This window comes from Streptomyces sp. NPDC044064 (genome assembly GCF_056434245.1).
Window position 1 is genome coordinate 129831 of sequence record NZ_JBWKFN010000020.1, and the last position, 20719, is coordinate 150549.

Below are 20719 nucleotides of genomic sequence, written 5' to 3' on the forward strand. Positions count from 1 at the left end.
TGTCAGCGACGCCCTATGCACTCGTTGGTGACTTTCCGTCGTTCAACGGCTACTGTCAGCTGTTTTCGGCCGGGCTCTCATCCGTATGCTGCGATAAAATGTCACAAATATTCGCATTCCCGCTTGTCTCTCGTGGCCCGTAGGTCAGTTCTCCCCGTAGGTCGGTTTTCATGGACCTCAACACCATCACCGAAGTAGTCCGGCGACCGTCCGAGCGGCCGGGCCGGGACTGGCACGCGGGTGACGCCTGGCTCGCAGGCGGGACATGGCTCTATTCCACGGAGCAGCCGGACCTGCGACGGCTGGTCGACCTGACGGCGTTGCGCTGGGAGCCTCTCGTTCCGTCGGCCGAGGGCCTGGAGATCGGTGCCACCTGCACCATTCGCGACCTGTACGCCTTTCCATGGCCGGAGGGCTGGACCGCCGGAATTCTCTCCCGCCAGAGCTGTGAGGCGTTCCTGTCCTCGTTCAAGGTCTGGAACGCGGCGACCGTCGGCGGAAACATCTGCATGTCCCTGCCCGCCGGCCCGATGATCACGTTGACGGTCGCGCTGGAGGCGCAGTACGAGCTGTGGGCGCCCGACGGCTCCGTACGTCTTGTGGACGCCCTCGATTTCGTCACGGGCGACCACCGCAACGTCCTCGCCCCCGGGGAGATCCTCCGGCGCATCACCATTCCGGAGCACGCGCTGCGCAGACGCACCGCGCACCGTCGTTTCACACTGACCAGGCTCGGCCGTTCGACGGTGTTCCTCGTCGGCACGCAACGACCGGGAGCGAACGACCTGTTGCTCACCATCACCGCGGGCACCACGCGGCCGGTCCGTATCGCCTTCGACTCCCTGCCCGATGTCCGGACCCTGCGGCAGAGCATCGACGCCCTGCCGGCCGACGTCTGGTTCGCCGATCCCAACGGGACCCCTGACCACCGTCGGCATCTGACACGGCACTTCGCCGAGGAGATCTGCCGCGAACTCACGGCTGGGGACCTGGCATGAGCTACCTCGTGAACGGCAGGAAATTCGACCGGGAGCCGGCTCCCGGTCAGTGCCTGCGCACCTTCCTGCGCGAACTCGGCCACTTCGGCGTCAAGAAGGGGTGCGACGCGGGCGACTGCGGCGCCTGCACGGTGTGGCTGGACGGCGCACCGGTGCACAGTTGCATCACCCCCGCGTTCCGCGCCGACGGCCGGGAGGTGACCACGATCGAGGGCCTCGGGCGGCCCGGCGCCCCGCACCCCATGCAGCGGCAGTTCGAGGACGCCCCGGGGTTCCAGTGCGGTTTCTGCACCGCAGGGATGATCATGACGTCGGCGACCTTCACCGAGGACCAGAAGGCGGATCTGCCACGGTCGTTGAAGGGCAACCTCTGCCGTTGCACCGGATACCGGGCGATCGAGGACGCCGTGAAGGGTGTCGGCGCGGTGCAGACGGCGGCACCGGGCAAGGCCGTCGGGACGAGCGTCGGCGCGCCCGCGGGCCACGACGTGGTGACGGGGCACGCCGAGTTCACCATGGACACGCGGATGGACGGCATGCTGCACCTCAAGCTGCTGCACTCGCCCCACGCGCACGCCCGGATCCTCTCGATCGACAAGAGCGCAGCGCTCGCGGTGCCCGGCGTGCACCGGGTCTACACCTGGCAGGACGTACCCCGCAGACGCTTCACCACGGCGATCCACACCGACCACCTGGTCGACCCGGACGACACCTGCATCCTCGACGACACGGTCCGCTTCGCCGGCCAGCGCGTCGCCGCGGTCCTGGCCGACACGGTCGGGGCGGCCGAGGAGGGCTGCCGTCGTCTCGCGGTCGAGTACGAGGTGCTGCCGGCGGTGTTCGATCCCGAGGCGGCGATGGCCGAGGGCGCGCCCCAACTGCACGGATCCGACGATCCGTTCGTCCGCGACCCGGTCCACAACATCCTGATCGAACTCCACTCGCACGTGGGCGACGTCGACGCGGGATTCGCGGCGGCCGACGTGATCCACGAAGGCACGTACTTCTCCCCGCGGGTGCAGCACGCGCATCTGGAGACCCACGGTTCGATCGCCTGGATGCAGGATGGGCGGCTGAACGTCCGCACCAGTTCCCAGTCACCGTCGATCGCGAAGGTCAAACTGGAGTACCTGTTCGCGCTGCGCCCGGACCAGGTCAGGGTGTTCTGCAAGCGCGTCGGCGGCGGATTCGGCGGCAAGCAGGAAGTGATCACGGAGGACCTGGTCGCGCTCGCCACCCTGGACACCGGGCGGCCCAGCTGTCTCGAGTTCACCCGCGAGGAGGAGTTCACCACGGCCTCGCCGCGGCACCCGATGACCCTTACGGTCAAGCTCGGAGCGAAGGCCGACGGAACGCTCACCGCCTTCCAGGTGCGCAGTGTGTCGAACACCGGCGCCTACGGCAACCACGGCGGCGAAACGCTGTACGCGGGCGGAGCCGCGGTCATGATCTACCGCTGCCCCAACAAGAAGTACGACGCGTACTCCGTCTACACGAACACCGTGCCGAGCGGGGCGCTGCGCGGCTACGGCATGACGCAGCCGGCGTTCGCCGTGGAGTCGGCCATGGACGAACTGGCCCGCGCCCTGCACATCGAGCCGCTGGAACTGCGCCGCCGCAACATCGTGCGGCCGGGTGAGCCCCTGGTGGCCCTGCACGACGGTCCGGACGACGTGATCTTCACCGAGGACGGACTCGCCGAATGCATCGACCTGGTGGGTGATGCCCTGGCCCGCACGGCCGGCCGGCCGGCCCCCGGACCCGGGTGGCTCGTCGGAACGGGCGTGGCGAGTTCTCTCCACGAGACCGCGCCCCCGACGGACCACCTCTCCGAGGCCTGGGTCACGCTGGGTGACGATCTCATCTACGAAGTGGCCGTCGGGACCGTCGAGTTCGGTGAGGGAACCTCCACGGCCCATGTCCAGATCGCAGCCAACCAGCTGGGCACGACGCCGTCGCGGATCCGTCTGGTGCAGGCCGACACCGACCGCACGGGCTTCGACACCGGTGCCTTCGCGAGCGCGGGCCTCTTCGTGGCGGGCAACGCGGTGCTGCGGGCGGCCAATGCCGTACGTGACCGCATCCTGGAGTTCGCCGCGGCGCACACGGGTGTCCATGTCGTGATGTGCACGATGGACGACGACGGAGTCCTCTGCGGGGACCGGCGGGTGTCGCTGGCCGAACTCGTCGCGCTGGCCCGGAGACGTGGAATCCGCTTCACCGCAGCGCGCAAGGCGTACGGCTCGCCCCGGAGCGTCACCTCCAACACGCAGGGGTTCCGGGTCGCCGTGCACCGGGTGACGGGTGAGATACGAATCCTGCACAGCGTGCATGCGGCGGACGCGGGGGTCATCATCAACCCGGCGCAGGTCCGGGGACAGGTGGAGGGCGGCGTCGCCCAGGGACTCGGCTTCGCGCTGACCGAGAACCATCACGTCGACGAGAGCGGCGTCATGGTCAACCCGAACCTCCGGAACTACCGCATCCCCACCTACGCCGACGTTCCCCGTACCGAGGTCCTCCTGGTGGGCTCGGCGGACTCGGTGGGGCCGATGCGGGCGAAGGGGATGGCGGAGTGCTGCATCAACCCGGTCGCCCCCGCGCTCGCGAACGCGGTGCACGACGCCACGGGCGTCCGCTACCGTGCGCTGCCGCTGACTCCGGAACGCATTTACGGCCGACTCCCCGCGGAGCAGTCGGTGTCGGCAGGTTGAGCCACCATGAACACCGAGAAGAACGTGGCCTCCGCGGCGACGGCGATCATCGGCCAGAAGGTCCTGCCCGGGATGGACCAGGAGTTCGAGTCGTGGCAGGAGGGCCTCAACGGCGCGGCCGCCTACTATCCCGGGTTCCTCGGCGCCGAGGTCTCCCGGCCGACGGCTCTGCAACCCGACTGGGTCGTCGTGTACCGGTTCGACTCGGTGGCGCACCTGCAGGCGTGGATCAACAGCGGGACCAGGCAGACGTATCTCGACGTCGGCGCCAAGTACTTCGACGGCCCGGCGACCCAGCAGGTGGTCAGCAGCGGCACCCAGTCCCTGGATCCGCTGGTCACCGTGGTGGTCACGCACCGCGTTCCCCCGAACCAGGTCGACGACTTCCTGGACTGGCAGCAGCACATGGTCGAGGAGGAGAGCAAGTTCGAGGGGTTTCGCGGGACCGAGCTCTTCCGCCCCATCGAGGGGCTCCAGGAGGAATGGACCACGCTCTACCGCTATGACAGCGCCGAACACCTCGACGCCTGGCTGACGTCGCCCCAACGGCAGCAGATCCTGGCCGAGGGCGAGAGGTTCAGCGACTTCAGACTGCGTACGATCGACAACTCGTTCGGCAGCTGGTTCGCCTTCCAGGGCAATGGCAGGGAGGCACCGCCGCCGCCCTCCGAGACCAGGACCTCCCTCGCCATCTGGGTCGGCCTGTACCCGACCGTCGTGCTGCTGACGCTCGCTCTGTCCCCGCTGCACCTGCGGCTCTGGATCGGCCTGCTCGTGGGCAACCTGCTGTCGAGCTTCATCATGAGCTTCCTGACCATGCCGTACTACGTGAACCCGCTGCTCGGGCGATGGCTGCGGCCACCGCCGGACGAACCGGCGCTGCGAACCAACCTCCGTGGCCTCGGTGTCGTCGCGGTGGCGATGGCCTTCTGGGCCGTCGTCTTCTACCTCGTCACGGTCCGGTTCTGGACACTGCCCTGACCGCCGGGCACCCGCACGGCCCGCTGCCCGTCTCCGGTGACCGGGAAACGGGAAGTTGACCGCAGGTTCACACCAGATCCCTTGTCTCCCCGGGATGCCCAAGTCTGGCTCGACGACAGCCGTTTTGTGCACCCCGGGCTTACGACGCCTTGACGATTCGTTCCATGAGGGTTCAACCGGCCGTCTGTACGTGCGTTGTGAGCTGTCCCTAAGGTCCCTGAAGGTTGCGCAAGAAGGGACTCGAAGAAGGGACTCATGGACACACTTCTCGCAGTCCGGGCTCGCGGGATCACCAGATGTTTCGGCGACGTCGTCGCGCTCGACGGCGTCGATCTGGACGTGGCGCAGGGGCAGATACACGGCTTGGCCGGACCGAACGGCGCCGGCAAGACGACATTGCTCGGTCTCCTGCTGGGCCTGGCCGTCGCCGACAGCGGCCGTCTCGAAATCCTGGGTACGCCGGTCCGGCGGACACTCGACGCTCCCGACGGTGTCGCCGGCTTCGTGGACGGGCCCGGTCTCTACCCCTCGCTCACCGCCAGGCAGAACCTCACCTCGCTGGCCGCTCTTCGCGGTCGCGACGCGAGGACGGCGGGGGTCGACGACGTGCTCGACCAGGTCGGGCTCACCGACGTCGCCGACGACCAGGCCCGCGGCTTCTCCCTCGGTATGCGTCAGCGACTCGGGCTCGCCGCAGCCCTGCTCACCAAGCCCCGGCTGCTCGTGCTGGACGAACCGTCCAACGGCCTCGACCCGGCCGGCAAGAAGCACGTACACGGTGTCCTCAACCGGCTCGCGGCGGACGGAACCAGTGTCGTTCTCTCCAGCCACCGCATGGACGACCTCCAGGCACTGTGCTCCGATGTCACCATCATCTCCACCGGACGGGTCGTCTTCTCCGGACCGTTGAGCAAGCTGGCCGCCGAGAACCGTGAACTCGACTACCGGCTGCTCACCTCCGACCCGCAGACCGCCCGGCGGCTGGCTGCCGACGCGACCGGGATCCGGATCGTCGACGATGCCGGGGCACGGCGCGGCACCGAGGCTCTCGTGGTGCGCGCGCTGGTGCCCGCCCTGGACGAGCTCGTGGTGCAACTCGTGGGCGCGGGCGTAGCGTTGCGCGAGCTCGCCCCCGTGGTGTCGCCGCTCGAAGCCGCGTTCCTCGCCCTCACCGAGCCACAGGAGGGGACCGGCCGATGACCGCGACCGTCGCCACCGACAACGTTGCCCGTGCCCGCCCGGTCTCGGTTGCGCGCGGCTACCGCTTCGAGCTGGTCAAGCTGGTCTCGCAATGGCGGATCCGCTTGCTGGTCCTCGCCTGCTGGATCGCGCCGGCACTGTTCGTCGCCGCGGTGAGCCGGCAGAGCACGCTGCCCGTCGACACGCTCTTCGGCCGCTGGATGCACGCCACGGGATGGGCCGGACCGCTCGTGATGCTCGGTTTCGCGGGCAGTTGGGCACTCCCGCTGCTGACCTCGGTGGTCGCCGGCGACGTGTTCGCCTCCGAGGACCGGCTCGGCACCTGGCGCCACCTGCTCGTGGTGGTCCGGTCGCCCAGGCGGATCTTCGCGGCGAAGACACTGGCCAGCCTCACCGTCCTGCTGCTGCTCGTGGCCGGGCTGGCCTGTTCCAGTGCGGCCGGTGGCCTCCTCGCAGTGGGCAACCAGCCGCTGGTCGGTCTCGACGGCCACCTGCTGACGCCTGCGGACGCGGCAGGAAAGGTCCTGCTCGCGTGGGTCTGCGTACTCGCCCCGACGCTGGCGCTCGCCGGGATCGGACTGCTCGGGTCGGTTGCGCTGGGGCGCTCCCCGATGGGGCTGCTGCTGCCCGCCGGCGTCGCGCTGGCGATGCAGCTCGCGCAGATGATGCCGCTTCCCGCCGCCGTACGACTGGCTCTGCCGAGCTACGCGTTCATCGCCTGGAACGGTCTGTTCACCGGCCCGGCTCAGCTCGGCCCGCTCCTGATCGGCATCGTGGTCAGCCTGGTGTGGGCGGTGATCTCGACGGCGCTGGCCTATCTGCTGTTCGTACGGCGCGACTTCACCAACGCCGCCTACGACGGCTCGGGGCGCCGCGCGGTCATCGGAGTCCTGCCGCTGGCCGGGGTGGTCGCGCTGACCGTCGCGGTCGTCGCCGCGACGACCGGGGCCACGGGCTCCGGCGTGGAACAGGACAAGGTGCAGCGTTCGCTCGCCACGGCGTTCGCCCACCTCTATCGCATGCAGACGAAGCAGCTCAACCGCCCCGACGTCACCGAAGCGCAGTTGAGGGCCACGGCGACGTGCAACAAGGGCAGCATCAGGGTCGCCGCCGAGGGACCGGGCAACGACTGGCGCTGCGTCGTCTCGTGGCATCTACCCGGCGTCGAGGCCGCAGGCACGGCCATCTATCAACTCGACGTCACCCCAGACGGGCGGTTCATGGCCGACGGCGATGGACCGAAGGAAGTGAACGGGTACTTCCTGGTGCGGACCCCGACCGGCGACGCACCGAACCCACTTTGGCAGTTCGACGGCAACGTCGAACTTCTCCGCCCCTCGGAGGAATGACTCCATGCAGGTAACTCGCAACCGCAGGACTGTCGAGACGGGCCTTCGCGGTAGACGACTCGGTCGCCGGAGCACCCTCACGGCAGCCGCCACCGCGGTCGTCCTCGCCGTCACCACCGGCATCGGTTATGCCCAGACACACCAGTTCGGCACCGATCAGGTCGGTCAGACCACCGACCGGGGCCAGGTCATCTCCAGCGACCAGTACATCGCCCCGTACGGTGACCGCCTCGTCATCAACAACGGCAAGATCATGTCGTCCTCCGTCAGCCCGGACGGCACCCATCTCGCGGCCTCGGTCACCGACGGCGGGAGCGCGCTGGCCATCGTCGACGTGCAGAACTGGAAGGTGCAGCAGGTCGTCGGCACCGCCGCGTCGTCGGTCCCGCGCCTCAGCAGCAACAGCGTGGGACAGGAAGGCCCCACGTACTCGCCCGACGGCAAGCAGCTGTGGCTGGGCCAGACCGACGGCTACACCCGGTTCACGGTGAACCCGGACGGCTCCGTCACGAACCCGACGTCGATCAAGATCCCGGCGGACGGGGCCAAGCACGCGCTCGTCGGCGAGGCGGTCTTCTCGGCCGACGGCTCCACCGTGTACTCGGCGGTCAACGGCCAGAACCGGGTGGTCGCCATCGACGCGGCGACCGGTGCCGTCAAGCAGAGCTGGGCCGTGGGCAACGCCCCGCGCGACATGGTCCAGGCCGGCGAGAAGCTGTACGTCAGCAACGAGGGCGGCCGTCCGGCCGAGCCGGGCGACACCACCATGAACTCGTACGGCACCCAGGTGCCGGCCAACCCCAGGACCGGTGCCACCACCACCGGTACGGTCAGCGTCATCGACCTGGCGAACCCGCAGGCCGCCCCGTCGAGCATCGACGTCGGCCTGCACCCGACGGCCCTGTACGCCAAGGGCAAGGCGCTGTTCGTCACCAACACCGCCACCAACAACGTGTCGGTCATCGACACCGGCAAGGACAAGGTCGTGCAGACCATCGACACCCGGCCGTGGCCGGAGGCGTCGGTGGGCTACGAGCCCGATGCGGTGACGCTCACCGACGACGGTCGTCTGCTGGTGACGCTCGGCCGGGCCAACGCGGTCGCCGTCTACCGGTACAAGAGCGCGCAGGAGCCCGTCAGTTACGTCGGCCTGCTCCCGACGGACTACTTCCCCGCGGAGATCACCACCGTCGGCAACCAGGTGCTGGTCTCCAACACCCGCGGTATCGACGCCCGCCGGCCCACCAGCACCACCGGGCACGGGACCCACGACACCACGTCGAGCGTGCAGCGCTTCACGCTGCCGGACGACAGCGTCATCAGGTCCCAGACGGCCAAGGTCTTCAAGCAGAACGGCTGGACCCCCGGCTCGGTCGAGCTGGCCAAGGGCAAGAAGCACGGCTGGCCGGTTCCCGTACCGCAGCGGATCGGCGCCCCCTCGACGATCAAGCACGTCTTCCTGATCGTCAAGGAGAACCGGACCTACGACCAGGTCTTCGGTGACATCCCGAAGGGCGACGGCGATCCCTCGGTGACACAGTTCGGCGAGAACGTGACGCCGAACCAGCACGCGCTGGCCGAACAGTTCGGCCTGTACGACAACACCTACGACATCGGCACGAACTCCGCCGAGGGTCACAACTGGCTGATGCAGGCCGACGACCCGGAGTACACCGAGTCCTCGGCCGGTGAGTACGCGCGCAGCTACGACACCGAGAACGACGCTCTCGGCCACCAGAAGTCCGGTTTCCTGTGGACCGGCGCGCAGGCGGCGGACAAGACCGTACGGGACTTCGGCGAGTTCCAGTCGATCGAGAGCAAGCCGTCCGACGCCTCCTGGCAGAACCTGTACTGCGACGCCAAGAACATGGACGCGACCGGGCAGGACACCGCCTACCCGATACAGACGGGCTCGGCGATCCCGTCGCTCAACGACGTGTCGGTGCCGGGCTTCCCGATGTTCGACACGAGCGTCCCGGACATCTACAAGTACGAGATCTGGAAGCAGGACTTCGAGAAGAACGGTCCGGCGAACCTGAACATGTTCTGGCTCTCCAACGACCACACCGGTGGTCCGGCGAGCCCGGCGGCCCAGGTCGCGGACAACGACCTCGCGGTCGGCAGGATGGTCGACGAGATCTCGCACAGCAAGTACTGGAAGGACTCGGCGATCTTCGTCGTCGAGGACGACTCCCAGGCCGGCCTCGACCACGTCGACGGCCACCGTGCCCCGATCCAGATCATCAGCCCCTGGGCCCAGCACGGCACCGTCGACAGCCACTACTACTCGCAGATCACGATGATCCGCACCATCGAGCAGATCCTCGGGATCCACCCGATGAACCAGAAGGACAGCGCGGCCAGCCCGATGGCCGGGGCGTTCACCAGGAAGCCGGACTTCACGCCCTTCACGGCGCTGCCCAACCGCACCTCACTGACCGACGGCCTGAAGACCCCGCCCTCCTGCGGTGTGGACACCCCCGCGCCGCAGGACCCCAAGGCGGCGGCCGTGCCGTCGTCGAAGGTGCCGGCGGACAAGCGGCAGCTCGCGGCCAAGTGGGACGAGTGGAAGTCCAAGCAGCGGCTGACCGGGCCCCACGCCGTGCCCGACTACGCGAACCCCGCGCAGATGAACCACCTCACCTGGTACCAGACGCACAACTGGACCAGGCCGTACCCCGGCGAGAACAGGATCTACGCCCCGAACGACGTCCCGGGCGCCTACCTCCCGTCGTCGGAGTCCGACGGCTGACGTAGCCCGATCGCCCGCAGGGTCCCTGGCCGGCCGCACCGCCGGCCAGGGACCCTGCTGTGCCACGGCTGCGTCCTTCGGCCCTGCGTCCACCCCGGTTCGTCCCGATCCCACCCCGGCCGCCGCTCGGCCCTCGACCGAGCGGGTGCCTTCCGGCGTGCCGGACGGTGGCCTGCCGCGAGCGGCGGCGGACGCCTCCTAGCCTCGGCGACATGCTGGGGCTTCCTGCTCATGTCCGTGCCTGCTTGTTCGACCTCGACGGTGTCCTCACCCGGACCGCCACGGTGCACGCGGCCGCCTGGAAGGAGATGTTCGACGACTATCTCCGCGAGCGCGCGACACGCGAGGGCACAGAGTTCGTGCCCTTCGACGCGGTGGACGACTACGACGAGTATGTGGACGGGCGGCCCCGCGAGGACGGCGTGCGCACGTTCCTCGCCTCGCGCGGGGTGCACCTGCCCGAGGGGACGCCGGACGACGCGCCGCAGGCCGAGACGGTGAACGGACTGGGCAACCGCAAGAACGAGCTGGTGCTGCGCCGGATCCGCGAGGACGGGGTGGAGCCCTACGAGGGCTCGGTCCGCTTCGTTCACGCGGCGCGGAAGGCCGGCCTGCGCTGCGCGGTGGTGTCGTCCAGTGCGAACTGCCGGGACGTCCTGGCGGCGGCCGGCATCGAGGACCTGTTCGAGCAACGGATCGACGGAGTGGTGGCACACGAGCGCCGGCTGCGGGGCAAGCCCGCCCCGGACACCTACCTGGAGGGGGCCCGCGTGCTCGGAACGGATCCGGACGCGGCCGCGGTGTTCGAAGACGCCCTGGCCGGGGTCGAGGCCGGGCGAGCGGGACGGTTCGGCGTCGTCGTGGGCGTCGACAGGGTGGGCCAGGCGGATCAGCTGCGGGCGCACGGGGCGGACATCGTGGTCCGTGACCTGGCCGAACTTCTGCAGTCGCGATGATCACCCACCCCAGCTACACGGTCGAGCCGTGGTGCCTGCGCGAGACCGAGCTGAACCTGGACGTGCTCGCCCAGAGCGAGTCGGTGTTCGCGCTGTCCAACGGGCACATCGGGTGGCGCGGCAACCTCGACGAGGGAGAGCCCCACGGGCTGCCCGGCGCCTACCTCAACGGCGTCCACGAGCGGCATCCGCTGCCGTACGCGGAAGCGGGCTACGGATATCCCGAGTCCGGCCAGACGATGATCAACGTCACCGACGGCAAGATCATCCGGCTGCTGGTCGACGACCACCCGTGCGATCTGCGCTACGGCCGGCTGGTGGCGCACGAACGGGTGCTGGACTTCCGGTCCGGCGTGCTCAGCCGCACGGCCCGGTGGACCTCGCCCGGCGGCCGCACGGTCCGGATCACTTCACGGCGACTCGTCTCCTTCACCCAACGCGCGGTGGCCGCCATCGTGTACGAGGTCGAGCCGATCGACGGACCGACCACGGTGGCCGTGCAGTCCGAGCTGGTCGCCAACGAACAACTGCCCGGCACGACGGGCGACCCGCGCGTGGCCGCCGCCATCGAGTCCCCCCTGAACGCCGAGGAGCACTTCGCGCAGGACACCCGCCTGCGGCTCGTGCACTGCACCAACCGCAGCGCACTGCGGGTGGCGGCAGCGGCCGACCACCTCGTCGAGGGACCCGAGAGCACTCGTCGTACGGCGCAGAGCGAGCCCGATGTCAGCCGTCTGACGGTGACCGCGGACCTGGTGCCCGGGCAGCCGCTGCGGCTGGTCAAGTTCGTGGCCTACGGCTGGTCGGGGGAGCGTTCGCTGCCGGCCGTGCACGATCAGGTGGACGGAGCCGTGGCGGCCGCGGTCAGCACGGGATGGGACGGGCTGGTCGCCGCGCAACGGGCGTACCTGGACCGCTTCTGGGCCGGCGCGGACGTCGAGGTCGAGGGCGACGCGCAGATCCAGCAGGCGGTGCGGTTCGCTCTCTTCCACGTGCTCCAGGCGGCGGCCCGCGGCGAGAACCGGGCCATTCCCGCGAAGGGCCTGACCGGAACCGGGTACGACGGGCACTCCTTCTGGGACACCGAGTCCTACGTGCTGCCGGTCCTGACGTTCACCGCGCCGGAGACCGTCGCGTCGGCACTGCGATGGCGGCACCAGATGCTGCCGGCGGCCCGGGAACGCGCGAGCCAGCTGGGCCTGTCGGGAGCGGCGTTTCCCTGGCGGACGATCGACGGTGGTGAGAGCTCCGCCTACTGGCCGGCCGGTACGGCTGCCTTCCACATCAACGCCGACATCGCCATGGCCGTCGTCCGGTACGCCGCGGTGACGGGGGACGAGGACTTCGAGCGTGGTGAGGGGTTCGACCTCCTCGTGGACACCGCCCGGCTGTGGCGCTCCCTCGGACACCACGACCCGGAAGGCGTCTTCCACATCGACGGGGTCACCGGACCCGACGAGTACAGCGCCATCGCCCGCGACAACCTGTACACCAACCTGCTGGCCCGGCAGAACCTGCTGGCCGCGGCGGAGGTGGCCGCGCGGCATCCCGACCGGGCCGCGGAACTCGGTGTCGACGACGAGGAGACCGCCGCGTGGCGGGACGCCGCGGCGCGCATGGCGAGGCCGTACAACGAGTCCCTCGGCGTGCACGAACAGTCCGCCGGGTTCACCAGTTTCCAGCGCTGGGACTTCGAGGCGACCCCGCCCGAGCACTACCCGCTGCTGCTGCACTACCCCTACTTCGACCTGTATCGCAAGCAGGTCGTGAAGCAGGCCGACGTGGTGCTGGCGATGCTGGCGTGCCCCCACCTGTTCTCGGACGAGCAGAAGGCACGCAACTTCGCCTACTACGACGCGCTCACCGTCCGCGACTCCTCCCTGTCGGCGTGCTGCCAGGCGGTGCTCGCCGCCGAGACCGGGCATCTTCGGCTGGCCTACGCCTACCTCGGCGAGGCCGCGCTGATGGACCTGGACGATCTGGAGCACAACACCCGTGACGGGCTGCACATCGCCTCCCTCGCCGGGACGTGGATCGCCCTGGTCGCCGGTTTCGGCGGCCTGCGCCGGTACATCGGCGAGGAAGGAAAGCCGGACCTGCTGGCGTTCACACCGCGCCTGCCGGAAGCGCTGTCGAGGGTGGCGTTCACGGTGCTGGTACGCGGACGCAGGCTGAAGGTGGACGTCGGCCCGGCCCATGTGCGTTACCGGCTGGTGGAAGGTGAACCGCTGGAACTGCTGCATCACGGGGAACAGCTGACCGTGACCGCCGACGGCCCGGTGGACCGGTCGGTGCCCGCGGCACCTGCGCGCCCCGAGCCGCAGCAGCCACCGGGCCGCCGTCCGGCGGGCCTGCTCGCAGGGGAGGAGCACCAGGCGGAAACCCAGGACTAGGTTCCTGCCCGGCCGCCGCAGCGGCGTGCTTCACGTCCGCGCCGCACCACGGAGCACCCGCACTCCCGCCAGCGCGGTCAGCACGGTGTCGTTGGCGTTCCGGTCGCCGACGGTGAGACGGAGTCCCTCGCCGGGGTAGTGGCGGGCCTGGACACCGGCGCCGGTGAGTGCCGCGGCGCCCTCGTCGACCGGATCGGGCGCGGCGAGCCAGACGGAATTGGCGTGGCCGGGGCGTACGCACCAGCCGAGGGACACGAGTGCACGCCGAAGCCGTTCGCGTTCGGCGACGACGGTGTCCACGCGCAGGCGCAGTTCGCTCTCGGCCCGCAGTGAGGCCTGCACCGCCGCTGTCGCCACCGCGTTGATCCCGAAGGGCAGCTGCTGCCGGCGGACCCGCTCCACCAGGTCGGGCGCGCCGAGTCCGTAGCCGACCCGCAGGGCGGCGAGGCCGTATGCCTTGGAGAAGGTGCGCAGGACGAGCAGGTTGGGGTGTGCGTCCAGGAGCGCCGACGTGTCCGGCAGGTCGGCGCCGCGGGCGAACTCCACGTACGCCTCGTCGAGGAGCACGGTGACGCGCCGGGGGACCCGACGCAGGAACGCCGACAGCGCGTCGGCGGTGACGAGGCTTCCGGTGGGGTTGTGCGGATTGCACAGCACCACGACGCGGGTGTGGTGGTCGAGCGCCGCGAGCAGGGCGTCCAGATCCTGGTGGCCGTCCGGCGACAGGGGGACGGGGACAGGCCGGGCGCCGGCCATGGCGGCCAGGAGAGGGTAGGCGTCGAACGTGCGCCAGGCGTAGGCCATGGTGTCGCCCGGCACGACCACCGCCTGGAGCAACTGCAGGGCGACGCCGACCGACCCGCTGCCGACCGCGACACGGTCGGAGGGCACCCGGCACCACGCGGCGATCCGCTCGGTGAGGTCGTCGGGGTGGAACTGCGGGTAGCGGTGGGCCTGTGCGACGGCCCGTTGCATGGCCTCGCGTACCGAGGGCAGTGGGGGGTACGGGCTCTCGTTCAGGGCGAGTCGGTGCAGCACGGGGACGTCCATGGCTCAGTCCCGTCCGCCGTGCCAGCGAACCGCGACGGCACCGGCGAAGTCGCCCGCGTGGGCGAAGCCTCCGAGCACCATCAGGTCGCCGTCCGCCACCTGCCGGGAGCCGATCGCACGGTCCAAGGTGACCGGGATCGCCGCCCCGAACAGATTGCCGTATTCGTCGAAGGTGTTCAGGTGCCGCTCGGTCGGCAGTTGCAGCGCCTCTCGCCAGTTCCGCAGGAAGGTGCGGTTGGGCTGGTTGGTGATGAGGACGTCGATGTCGGTGCTCGCCACGCCGAGCCGCCGGCACAGGTCGAGGACCACCTCGGGGACGAGGCGGTTCCCGCGTGCCAGGACTTTGGCGACGCTCGCGTCGGTGAACCCGATCCGCAGCTGGGACTCGCCCGGCTCCCAGTACTTGCGACCGTCGTCGAGCGCCACGGTCATGTCGCCGGCGTACTCGCCGATGTGCCGGGTCTCCACATCGAGGACCGGAGACTGTGCCGACGTCGTCACGAACGCCACACCGCACCCGTCGCCCGGAATCGCGGCCTGGGCGAGTCTGCGCACCTCGGACTGGGTGAAGCATTGCCCCGCGGCGCTTTGCGCGTTGCAGATCAGAGCGGTCTTCGCGTCGGTGGAGGCAAGGATCTGCCGGGCCATCTTCAACATGTACACAAAGGACGCGCAGCCCGCGTTGGCGACGTCGACGAGCCACTCCGGGTTCAGGCCCAGCCGGCGCGCCACCTCGGTTCCGGCGCCCACGAACGGCAGGTCCGGCAACTGGCTGTGCACCAACAGCACGTCGACGCCTCGGATCGCCGCCCTGCCGTGCCGCTCGATCAGGGGCTGTACGGCGCGCTCGACCATGTCCGCGTTGGTCTCGTCCCGGGCCACGTGATGCCGTGACGGAGGGACCTTGAACATGGGGTGGTTGCGGAGCTTGTCCTCGGCCCCGGGGTATTCGGTGTAGTACTCCGCGGGGACCGGCTCGCCGGGGAGGTAGCTCGCCACGTCGGTGAGGCTGACCGTCGTCACTGCGCCACCGCCCTGCCCGGAGCCACGCTGACCGGCAGGCCGCTCCGGTGGCGGTGTTCCAGGATCGCCTTGAGATTGTTCATCTCCAAGGTGTGCCCCGCGTAGAAGAGGTCCCAGTAGTCGCCCACCCAGGGCCGGTCCGGGCGGGGAGCCAGGTCGGGGCGCGGGTTCTCGTCGTAGTAGGGATGCCGGCAGTTGGTCCAGGTGATCACCGAACCCGGCTTGTCCAGCACCAGGCGGGCCGGGACGACACGCATCAGGTAGATCATCCACAGCTTCTCGCCCTGGTCCCACGAGCAGTGGTAGTCCACGGTCATGGCCTCGGGGTTGGCGACCACCTCGCAGTAGATCCTGGTGTCGTCCTCCAGCCGGTCGTGACCGACCCACAGCCCCGGTGTACCGGTGGGCGCGAAGTCCCGCAGGCTGCAGGTCCATTCCTCCAGATGGTGCCCCTGGCGCAGATAGTCGTAGGCCTGCTCCGGGGGGCAGTCGACGTACTCGTGGAGGGTGCAGTACTGCCCGTAGACCTGATGGTGGGGGTAGACCGCGTGGGTGAGCTCCATGCAGTGGGCGGTCAGTTCCTCCTTGCCGGCGTTCTCGATCCGGATCAGACCGGGGATGTCAGCCAACATGGACGACTCCTCGCTCATGTGAACCCTCCTTGCTCTCGGTGACTTCGGTGAAGGACTGGAAGGGAAGGAACGGGGGGATCTCCCGTGGGTCACAGGCCACCGCGACGAACGCCGGGCCGCCGCCCGCGTTGCTGCGCAGCAGCGCCGTGCGCAGTTGCGCTGCGTCGACGGCTCCCGTGGCCGCCAGCGACGGGAAGGCTGCGGCCACTCCGGCGGCGAGGTCGGCCGGGGCGAACAGGTCGTCGCTGCGGACGCCGCCCTGGAGGAACTCCTCACGCAGCGCGCACATGGCGTGGGCGTTGTTGTTGAAGATCACGAACGTCACGGGTGCGCCGTACTCCACGGCGGTGTGCACTTCCATCCCGTGCATGAAGAAGGCCCCGTCGCCTGCCAGCACGTAGGTGCGCCGGCCGGTGGCGAGTGCGGCGCCGATACCGGCACCGAAGGTGTAGCCCATACCGCCCATGCCGACCGCCAGCACGAAGCGGCCGCGGCGCGGTGCCGGGAGGAGATGGACCGCGCTGGCCCCCGCGTTGCCGGCGTCCACGAAGACGTGCGCGTCCTCGGGGAGTGCCGCCGCCACCGCGGCGACCGCCTGGGCATGGGGGACGGTTCGCTCCCGGACCCGAAAGTCCGGACCCGGCACGGGCGCGGGGAGCGGGCCGGTGTGCGGCGGGCAGGGACGTGGGTCCGACGGCAGCAGGGCGGTCACCGCGCGGAGCGCGTCGCGCAGGTTCCCACCCAGTGCGATGCCTGCCACGAAGGGCGGTTCGGGACCGAGGCACACGACGTCGGTGTCGGCCAGAGCCCGGTCGAGGCCGCCACGTGCCAGGAGCGGCAGCCGGGTACCGGCCAGCAGGCACAGATCGGCCCGCCGCAGACAGTCCTCGACGTTGGCGTGGCCCATCACCCCGGCCACGCCGGCGAATCGGGGATCGTGGTTGTCGAAGACGTCCTTGGCGTCCGGGGTGACCGCGACCCATGCCCCGAGACGCCGGGCCAGTTCGGCCAGTTCGCCGCGTGCGTCGTCGGCGGCGACACCCTCACCGGCGATGACGAGGACGCGACCGGCCCCGCGGAGGGCGTCCGACACGGTGCTGACGGCAGCCGTGTCGAGCCTTGTCCCGGTGGCCGTCGCCCGGCCGCCCGGTGCCGGGTCCGGGGCATGGGCGGGCACCCGGATGCGGGCCTGCTGCACGTCCTTGGGCAGCAGCAGCACGGCCGGCCCGCGCGGTTCGGCCTGTGTCGCCGCTATTGCCCGGGGCAGCAACTCCCTGAGCGAGTCCGCGTCGTCGACCCGGGCGCAGAACCGCGAGACGGGTGCGAAGACCTCCCGTGCGTCGAAGGAGCCCGCCCTGCCGCTGGAGTCCTGGAAGGCCCCGTGCCCTTCCTGACCGGTCGGCGGCTGGCCCACCAGGGCCAGCACAGGAACCCGGGAGGCGTACGCCTCCGCCAGACCCGGTACGAGATTCATCGCCCCGCCGCCCGAGGTGGCCGCAACGACGCCGAGGCGCCCGGTGGTACGCGCGTACCCGTCGGCCATGGTGACGGCGGAGAACTCGTGCTTGGCGACGACGCCGCGGACAGCACCGCCGCGGTGCACCGCGTCGTACAGGTCCTCGATGTTCGCGCCGCCGACGCCGAACATGTGGGTGACGCCGGCCCTGGCGAGTTCCCGGGCCAGATAGTCGGCCAGGCGTATCGTTCCTGCCTCGCGTAATTCCGGGGTCGCGGTGGTCATGCGGGGCTCCCCTCCCTCTCGTGGTGCCGGTCGATGAGGCCGGATGGCGAGATGACCTGAAAGCGGTGCCGGTATTCCTTGGGCGTGAGTCCCAGCGTCCGTCCGAAGGAGCGGAAGAACGTCTCGGTGGCGGCGAATCCGCAGCGGCCCGCTATCTGGCTGATCGTCAGGTCTGTGGTCTCCAGCAGTTCGCGTGCGCGGGCGATACGCGTGCGCTCGACGTAATGGCCGGGTGTCGTGCCCACCTCGCGCCGGAAGACCCTGGCGAAGTTGCGCTGACTCATATTGGCCTGCCGTGCGATCTCGGCCACGGGCAGTGGGTTGTCCAGGTTGTCCAGAATCCACTCCTGCGCTGCCCGGATCGGCGGATGGTCGGCCAGCTGGGCGTCGAGGACGGCGCTGTACTGGGACTGTCCTCCGTGCCGCTTGAGGAACAGCACGAGAAACCGTGCCGTCTCCAGCGCGAGCGCCGATCCGTGATCGGCCTCCACCAGAGCCAGCGCCATGTCGATGCCCGTCGACACACCCGCGGAGGTGACGAAGGGGCCGTCCCAGACGAAGATCGGCTCGGCGTCCACCGTCACATCCGGATAGCGGTGTGCCATCGCCTCGCTGTAGGCCCAGTGCGTGGTGGCGCGTCTGCCGTCGAGCAGCCCGGCCTCGGCCAGCAGGAAGGATCCGCCGCAGACGGAGGCGACTCTGCGCGACCGGCCCGCCGCCTCGCCGATCCAGGACACGAGCTCCTGGTCCCGGAGCGCGTTGCCGACGCTCCATCCCCCCGGCACGAGAAGCGTGTCGATCGGGCCCTGCCCCGCCTCCAGCGGCGCCGCCCCGACCACCACCCCCGAACTCATGCGCACCAGCGGCGCGTCGGCGGAGACGAAGTCGGTCCGGTAGGGGGTGCCCGAGGGACCCAGGAGCCGGTTCGCGGTATCGAACACTTCAATCGGTCCGGTGATGTCCAGGGCCATCGCGCCCGCGTACACCACCACAACAACACGTCGCTCCAACACGGTCACAGCCTGTATCGGATCTCGCACTGGCTGCAATGACAGATTACTGACGTATCCGGCCAACAAGCGGGCCCGGACCGACAGTAAGGGCGCTGGTCAGGCAGTTCGTGCGCCCGGCGGGGGCAAGGGGTGAGGCAGCTCACAGAGTGGCTCGTGTCGCTGCTGTTCGCCGATGTGGTGTCCACCGTGCGGCCGGAGTCTCGCAAATTCCTTAGGGCCAATGCTGGTTCGCTGGCACTCCGAGAAGGCCGTGGCGGTGGAAGGGAAATGATGTCCAAGCGTGCGCTGATCACCGGAGTGACCGGGCAGGACGGGTCCTACCTGGCAGAACATCTGATCTCGCTGGGATACGAGGTCTGGGGCCTGGTCCGGGGGCAGGCGAACCCGCGCAAGGACCGCATCGGCCGGCTGATCCCGGACCTGCGGTTCGTCGACGGCGACCTGATGGACCAGGGCAGTCTGGTCTCCGCGGTGGACCGGATCCAGCCGGACGAGGTCTACAACCTGGGGGCCATCTCCTTCGTCCCCATGTCGTGGCAGCAGCCGGGACTCGTCACCGAGGTCAACGGCAACGGCGTGCTGCGCATGCTGGAGGCGGTCCGGATGGTGAGCGGGCTCAGCGGCGGTGGGGCGGGGGCCGGCGCCCCGGGGCGGATCCGCTTCTACCAGGCGTCGTCCTCCGAGATGTTCGGGATGGTCGCGGAGACGCCGCAGCGCGAGACCACCCTCCTGCACCCGCGCAGCCCCTATGGCGTCGCCAAGGCGTTCGGCCACCACATCACGCGCAACTACCGTGAGTCGTACGGGATGTACGGCGTCTCCGGGATCCTGTTCAACCACGAGTCCCCGCGGCGGGGCGCCGAGTTCGTCACCCGGAAGATCTCCCTGGCGGTCGCGCAGATCAAGCTCGGCATGCAGGACAAGCTCAGCCTCGGCAACCTCGACGCCGTACGCGACTGGGGGTTCGCCGGCGACTACGTCCGGGCGATGCACCTGATGCTCCAGCAGGACGAGCCGGGCGACTACGTGGTGGGCACCGGCCGGATGCACTCCGTGCGTGAGGCCGTGCGCCTGGCCTTCGAGTACGTGGGTCTGGACTGGGAGGAGCACGTCGTCATCGATCCGGCGCTGGTGCGGCCCGCGGAGGTGGAGGTCCTGTGCGCCGACTCCACCCACGCCGGCACGGTGCTGGGCTGGGAGCCCGAGGTCGACTTCGCCGAGCTGATGCGGATGATGGTGGAATCCGACCTCGCCGAGGCACGGCTGGTCCGTGAACACGGAGCGGCGCTCACCGGCGCCCGCTGGTAGCGGGCGGCCGTAAGGGCCCGCGGACGGCGGGCTCCCGGACTCCGGTCCGGGAGCCCGCCGTCGCCATGTGCGCAGCCGTACGGTTCGGGCGGTACGTCTCAGGAGCGGTTGTGCGGTGCGCGCTGCTGCTGCCGGGCCAGCGTGAGGATCGCCAATGCGATCTCCGCGCCGGGCCGGCCCAGGCGGGCCGTGTACTCCCGCAGCATCTCCGTCTCCCCGGTCAGCGTCGTGGCCGGAAGACCCGCGGCCCGCCGGCTCAGCTGCCGGCCCCGGGAACGCTGCACCCGCCGGAGCAGATACGCGATCAACTCCTCGTCCTGGGCGTCGAATTCGGCCGGGTCGCCGGGAGCGGACGGTGCGGGACGCGGCGGATTGCCCGTCGGGGCGGATTCGGGCATGCGAAGTGATCCTCGTCGAAGTCGCTGGCCGGGGTGTCCCCCCGGAACCCATCTCGCAGCGCCGATGCTGTCCCGCCCACCGGCAGCAAACCCCTAGTGTTGCCCGCCGGCCGGCTCCCGCAGGAGCGCCCGGCCCCGCCCGTCCCGGGCCGGCACCCGGCCACGACTAGGGGTTTTCCTGCGCCGGCCTGCCGAGACTGTGCGCTGGTCT

Annotated in this window: 15 protein-coding genes; 9 read left to right on the forward strand and 6 right to left on the reverse strand. The window is 69.9% G+C overall.

Annotated features, from left to right (window positions below; all coding sequences use genetic code 11):
• Positions 1-170: 170 nt before the first annotated feature.
• From AC07DS_RS29725 to AC07DS_RS29760, 8 genes are all read left to right on the forward strand, one after another.
• Positions 171-998, forward strand: a complete 828-nt coding sequence (locus AC07DS_RS29725) for an FAD binding domain-containing protein (protein ID WP_479150199.1) — start codon at positions 171-173, stop codon at positions 996-998.
• The gene (locus AC07DS_RS29730) at positions 995-3712 is read left to right on the forward strand and encodes a molybdopterin-dependent oxidoreductase (RefSeq protein WP_479150200.1); all 2718 of its coding nucleotides are present in this window, start codon (positions 995-997) and stop codon (positions 3710-3712) included. Before AC07DS_RS29725 ends, AC07DS_RS29730 begins: the two co-directional genes overlap by 4 nt.
• Positions 3713-3718: 6 nt before the next feature.
• On the forward strand, positions 3719-4693 hold the full coding sequence (locus AC07DS_RS29735) for an antibiotic biosynthesis monooxygenase (protein WP_479150202.1): 975 nt from the start codon (positions 3719-3721) through the stop codon (positions 4691-4693).
• A gap of 255 nt (positions 4694-4948) precedes the next feature.
• The gene (locus AC07DS_RS29740; protein WP_479150204.1) at positions 4949-5893 is read left to right on the forward strand and encodes an ABC transporter ATP-binding protein; all 945 of its coding nucleotides are present in this window, start codon (positions 4949-4951) and stop codon (positions 5891-5893) included.
• On the forward strand, positions 5890-7242 hold the full coding sequence (locus AC07DS_RS29745) for an ABC transporter permease (RefSeq protein WP_479150206.1): 1353 nt from the start codon (positions 5890-5892) through the stop codon (positions 7240-7242). The genes AC07DS_RS29740 and AC07DS_RS29745 overlap by 4 nt, the downstream gene beginning before the upstream one ends.
• 4 nt (positions 7243-7246) lie before the next feature.
• Positions 7247-9994 (forward strand): bifunctional YncE family protein/alkaline phosphatase family protein, encoded by a 2748-nt coding sequence (locus tag AC07DS_RS29750; RefSeq protein WP_479150208.1) that lies wholly within the window; start codon positions 7247-7249, stop codon positions 9992-9994.
• Positions 9995-10206: 212 nt separating this feature from the next.
• Positions 10207-10950 (forward strand): beta-phosphoglucomutase family hydrolase, encoded by a 744-nt coding sequence (locus tag AC07DS_RS29755; protein ID WP_479150210.1) that lies wholly within the window; start codon positions 10207-10209, stop codon positions 10948-10950.
• Positions 10947-13343, forward strand: a complete 2397-nt coding sequence (locus AC07DS_RS29760; RefSeq protein WP_479150211.1) for a glycoside hydrolase family 65 protein — start codon at positions 10947-10949, stop codon at positions 13341-13343. Before AC07DS_RS29755 ends, AC07DS_RS29760 begins: the two co-directional genes overlap by 4 nt.
• Positions 13344-13373: 30 nt before the next feature.
• Here the strand turns inward: AC07DS_RS29760 and AC07DS_RS29765 are convergent, their stop codons facing one another.
• From AC07DS_RS29765 to AC07DS_RS29785, 5 genes are read right to left on the reverse strand one after another with little or no spacing between them, the layout of a single operon-like run.
• Positions 13374-14393, reverse strand: a complete 1020-nt coding sequence (locus AC07DS_RS29765; protein WP_479150213.1) for a histidinol-phosphate transaminase — start codon at positions 14391-14393, stop codon at positions 13374-13376.
• 3 nt (positions 14394-14396) lie between these two features.
• Positions 14397-15416, reverse strand: a complete 1020-nt coding sequence (locus AC07DS_RS29770) for a 3-oxoacyl-ACP synthase III family protein (protein WP_479150215.1) — start codon at positions 15414-15416, stop codon at positions 14397-14399.
• Positions 15413-16066, reverse strand: a complete 654-nt coding sequence (locus tag AC07DS_RS29775) for an SRPBCC family protein (protein ID WP_479150217.1) — start codon at positions 16064-16066, stop codon at positions 15413-15415. The genes AC07DS_RS29770 and AC07DS_RS29775 overlap by 4 nt, the downstream gene beginning before the upstream one ends.
• Entirely contained in the window at positions 16038-17789 is a 1752-nt protein-coding gene (locus AC07DS_RS29780) for a thiamine pyrophosphate-binding protein (RefSeq protein ID WP_479150219.1), read from the reverse strand. The genes AC07DS_RS29775 and AC07DS_RS29780 overlap by 29 nt, the downstream gene beginning before the upstream one ends.
• Complete coding sequence (locus tag AC07DS_RS29785; protein ID WP_479150220.1) at positions 17786-18802, reverse strand: GlxA family transcriptional regulator; 1017 nt, start codon at positions 18800-18802, stop codon at positions 17786-17788. Before AC07DS_RS29785 ends, AC07DS_RS29780 begins: the two co-directional genes overlap by 4 nt.
• A 270-nt stretch (positions 18803-19072) precedes the next feature.
• On the opposite strand from AC07DS_RS29785, the gene AC07DS_RS29790 reads away from it, so the two are divergent.
• Complete coding sequence (locus tag AC07DS_RS29790) at positions 19073-20110, forward strand: GDP-mannose 4,6-dehydratase (RefSeq protein WP_479150236.1); 1038 nt, start codon at positions 19073-19075, stop codon at positions 20108-20110.
• A 98-nt stretch (positions 20111-20208) separates the two neighbouring features.
• Here AC07DS_RS29790 and AC07DS_RS29795 read toward each other — a convergent pair whose 3' ends face one another.
• Positions 20209-20508: a chorismate mutase family protein gene (locus AC07DS_RS29795; RefSeq protein WP_479150222.1), complete on the reverse strand. Its 300-nt coding sequence runs from the start codon at positions 20506-20508 to the stop codon at positions 20209-20211.
• Between the last annotated feature and the right edge of the window lie 211 nt (positions 20509-20719).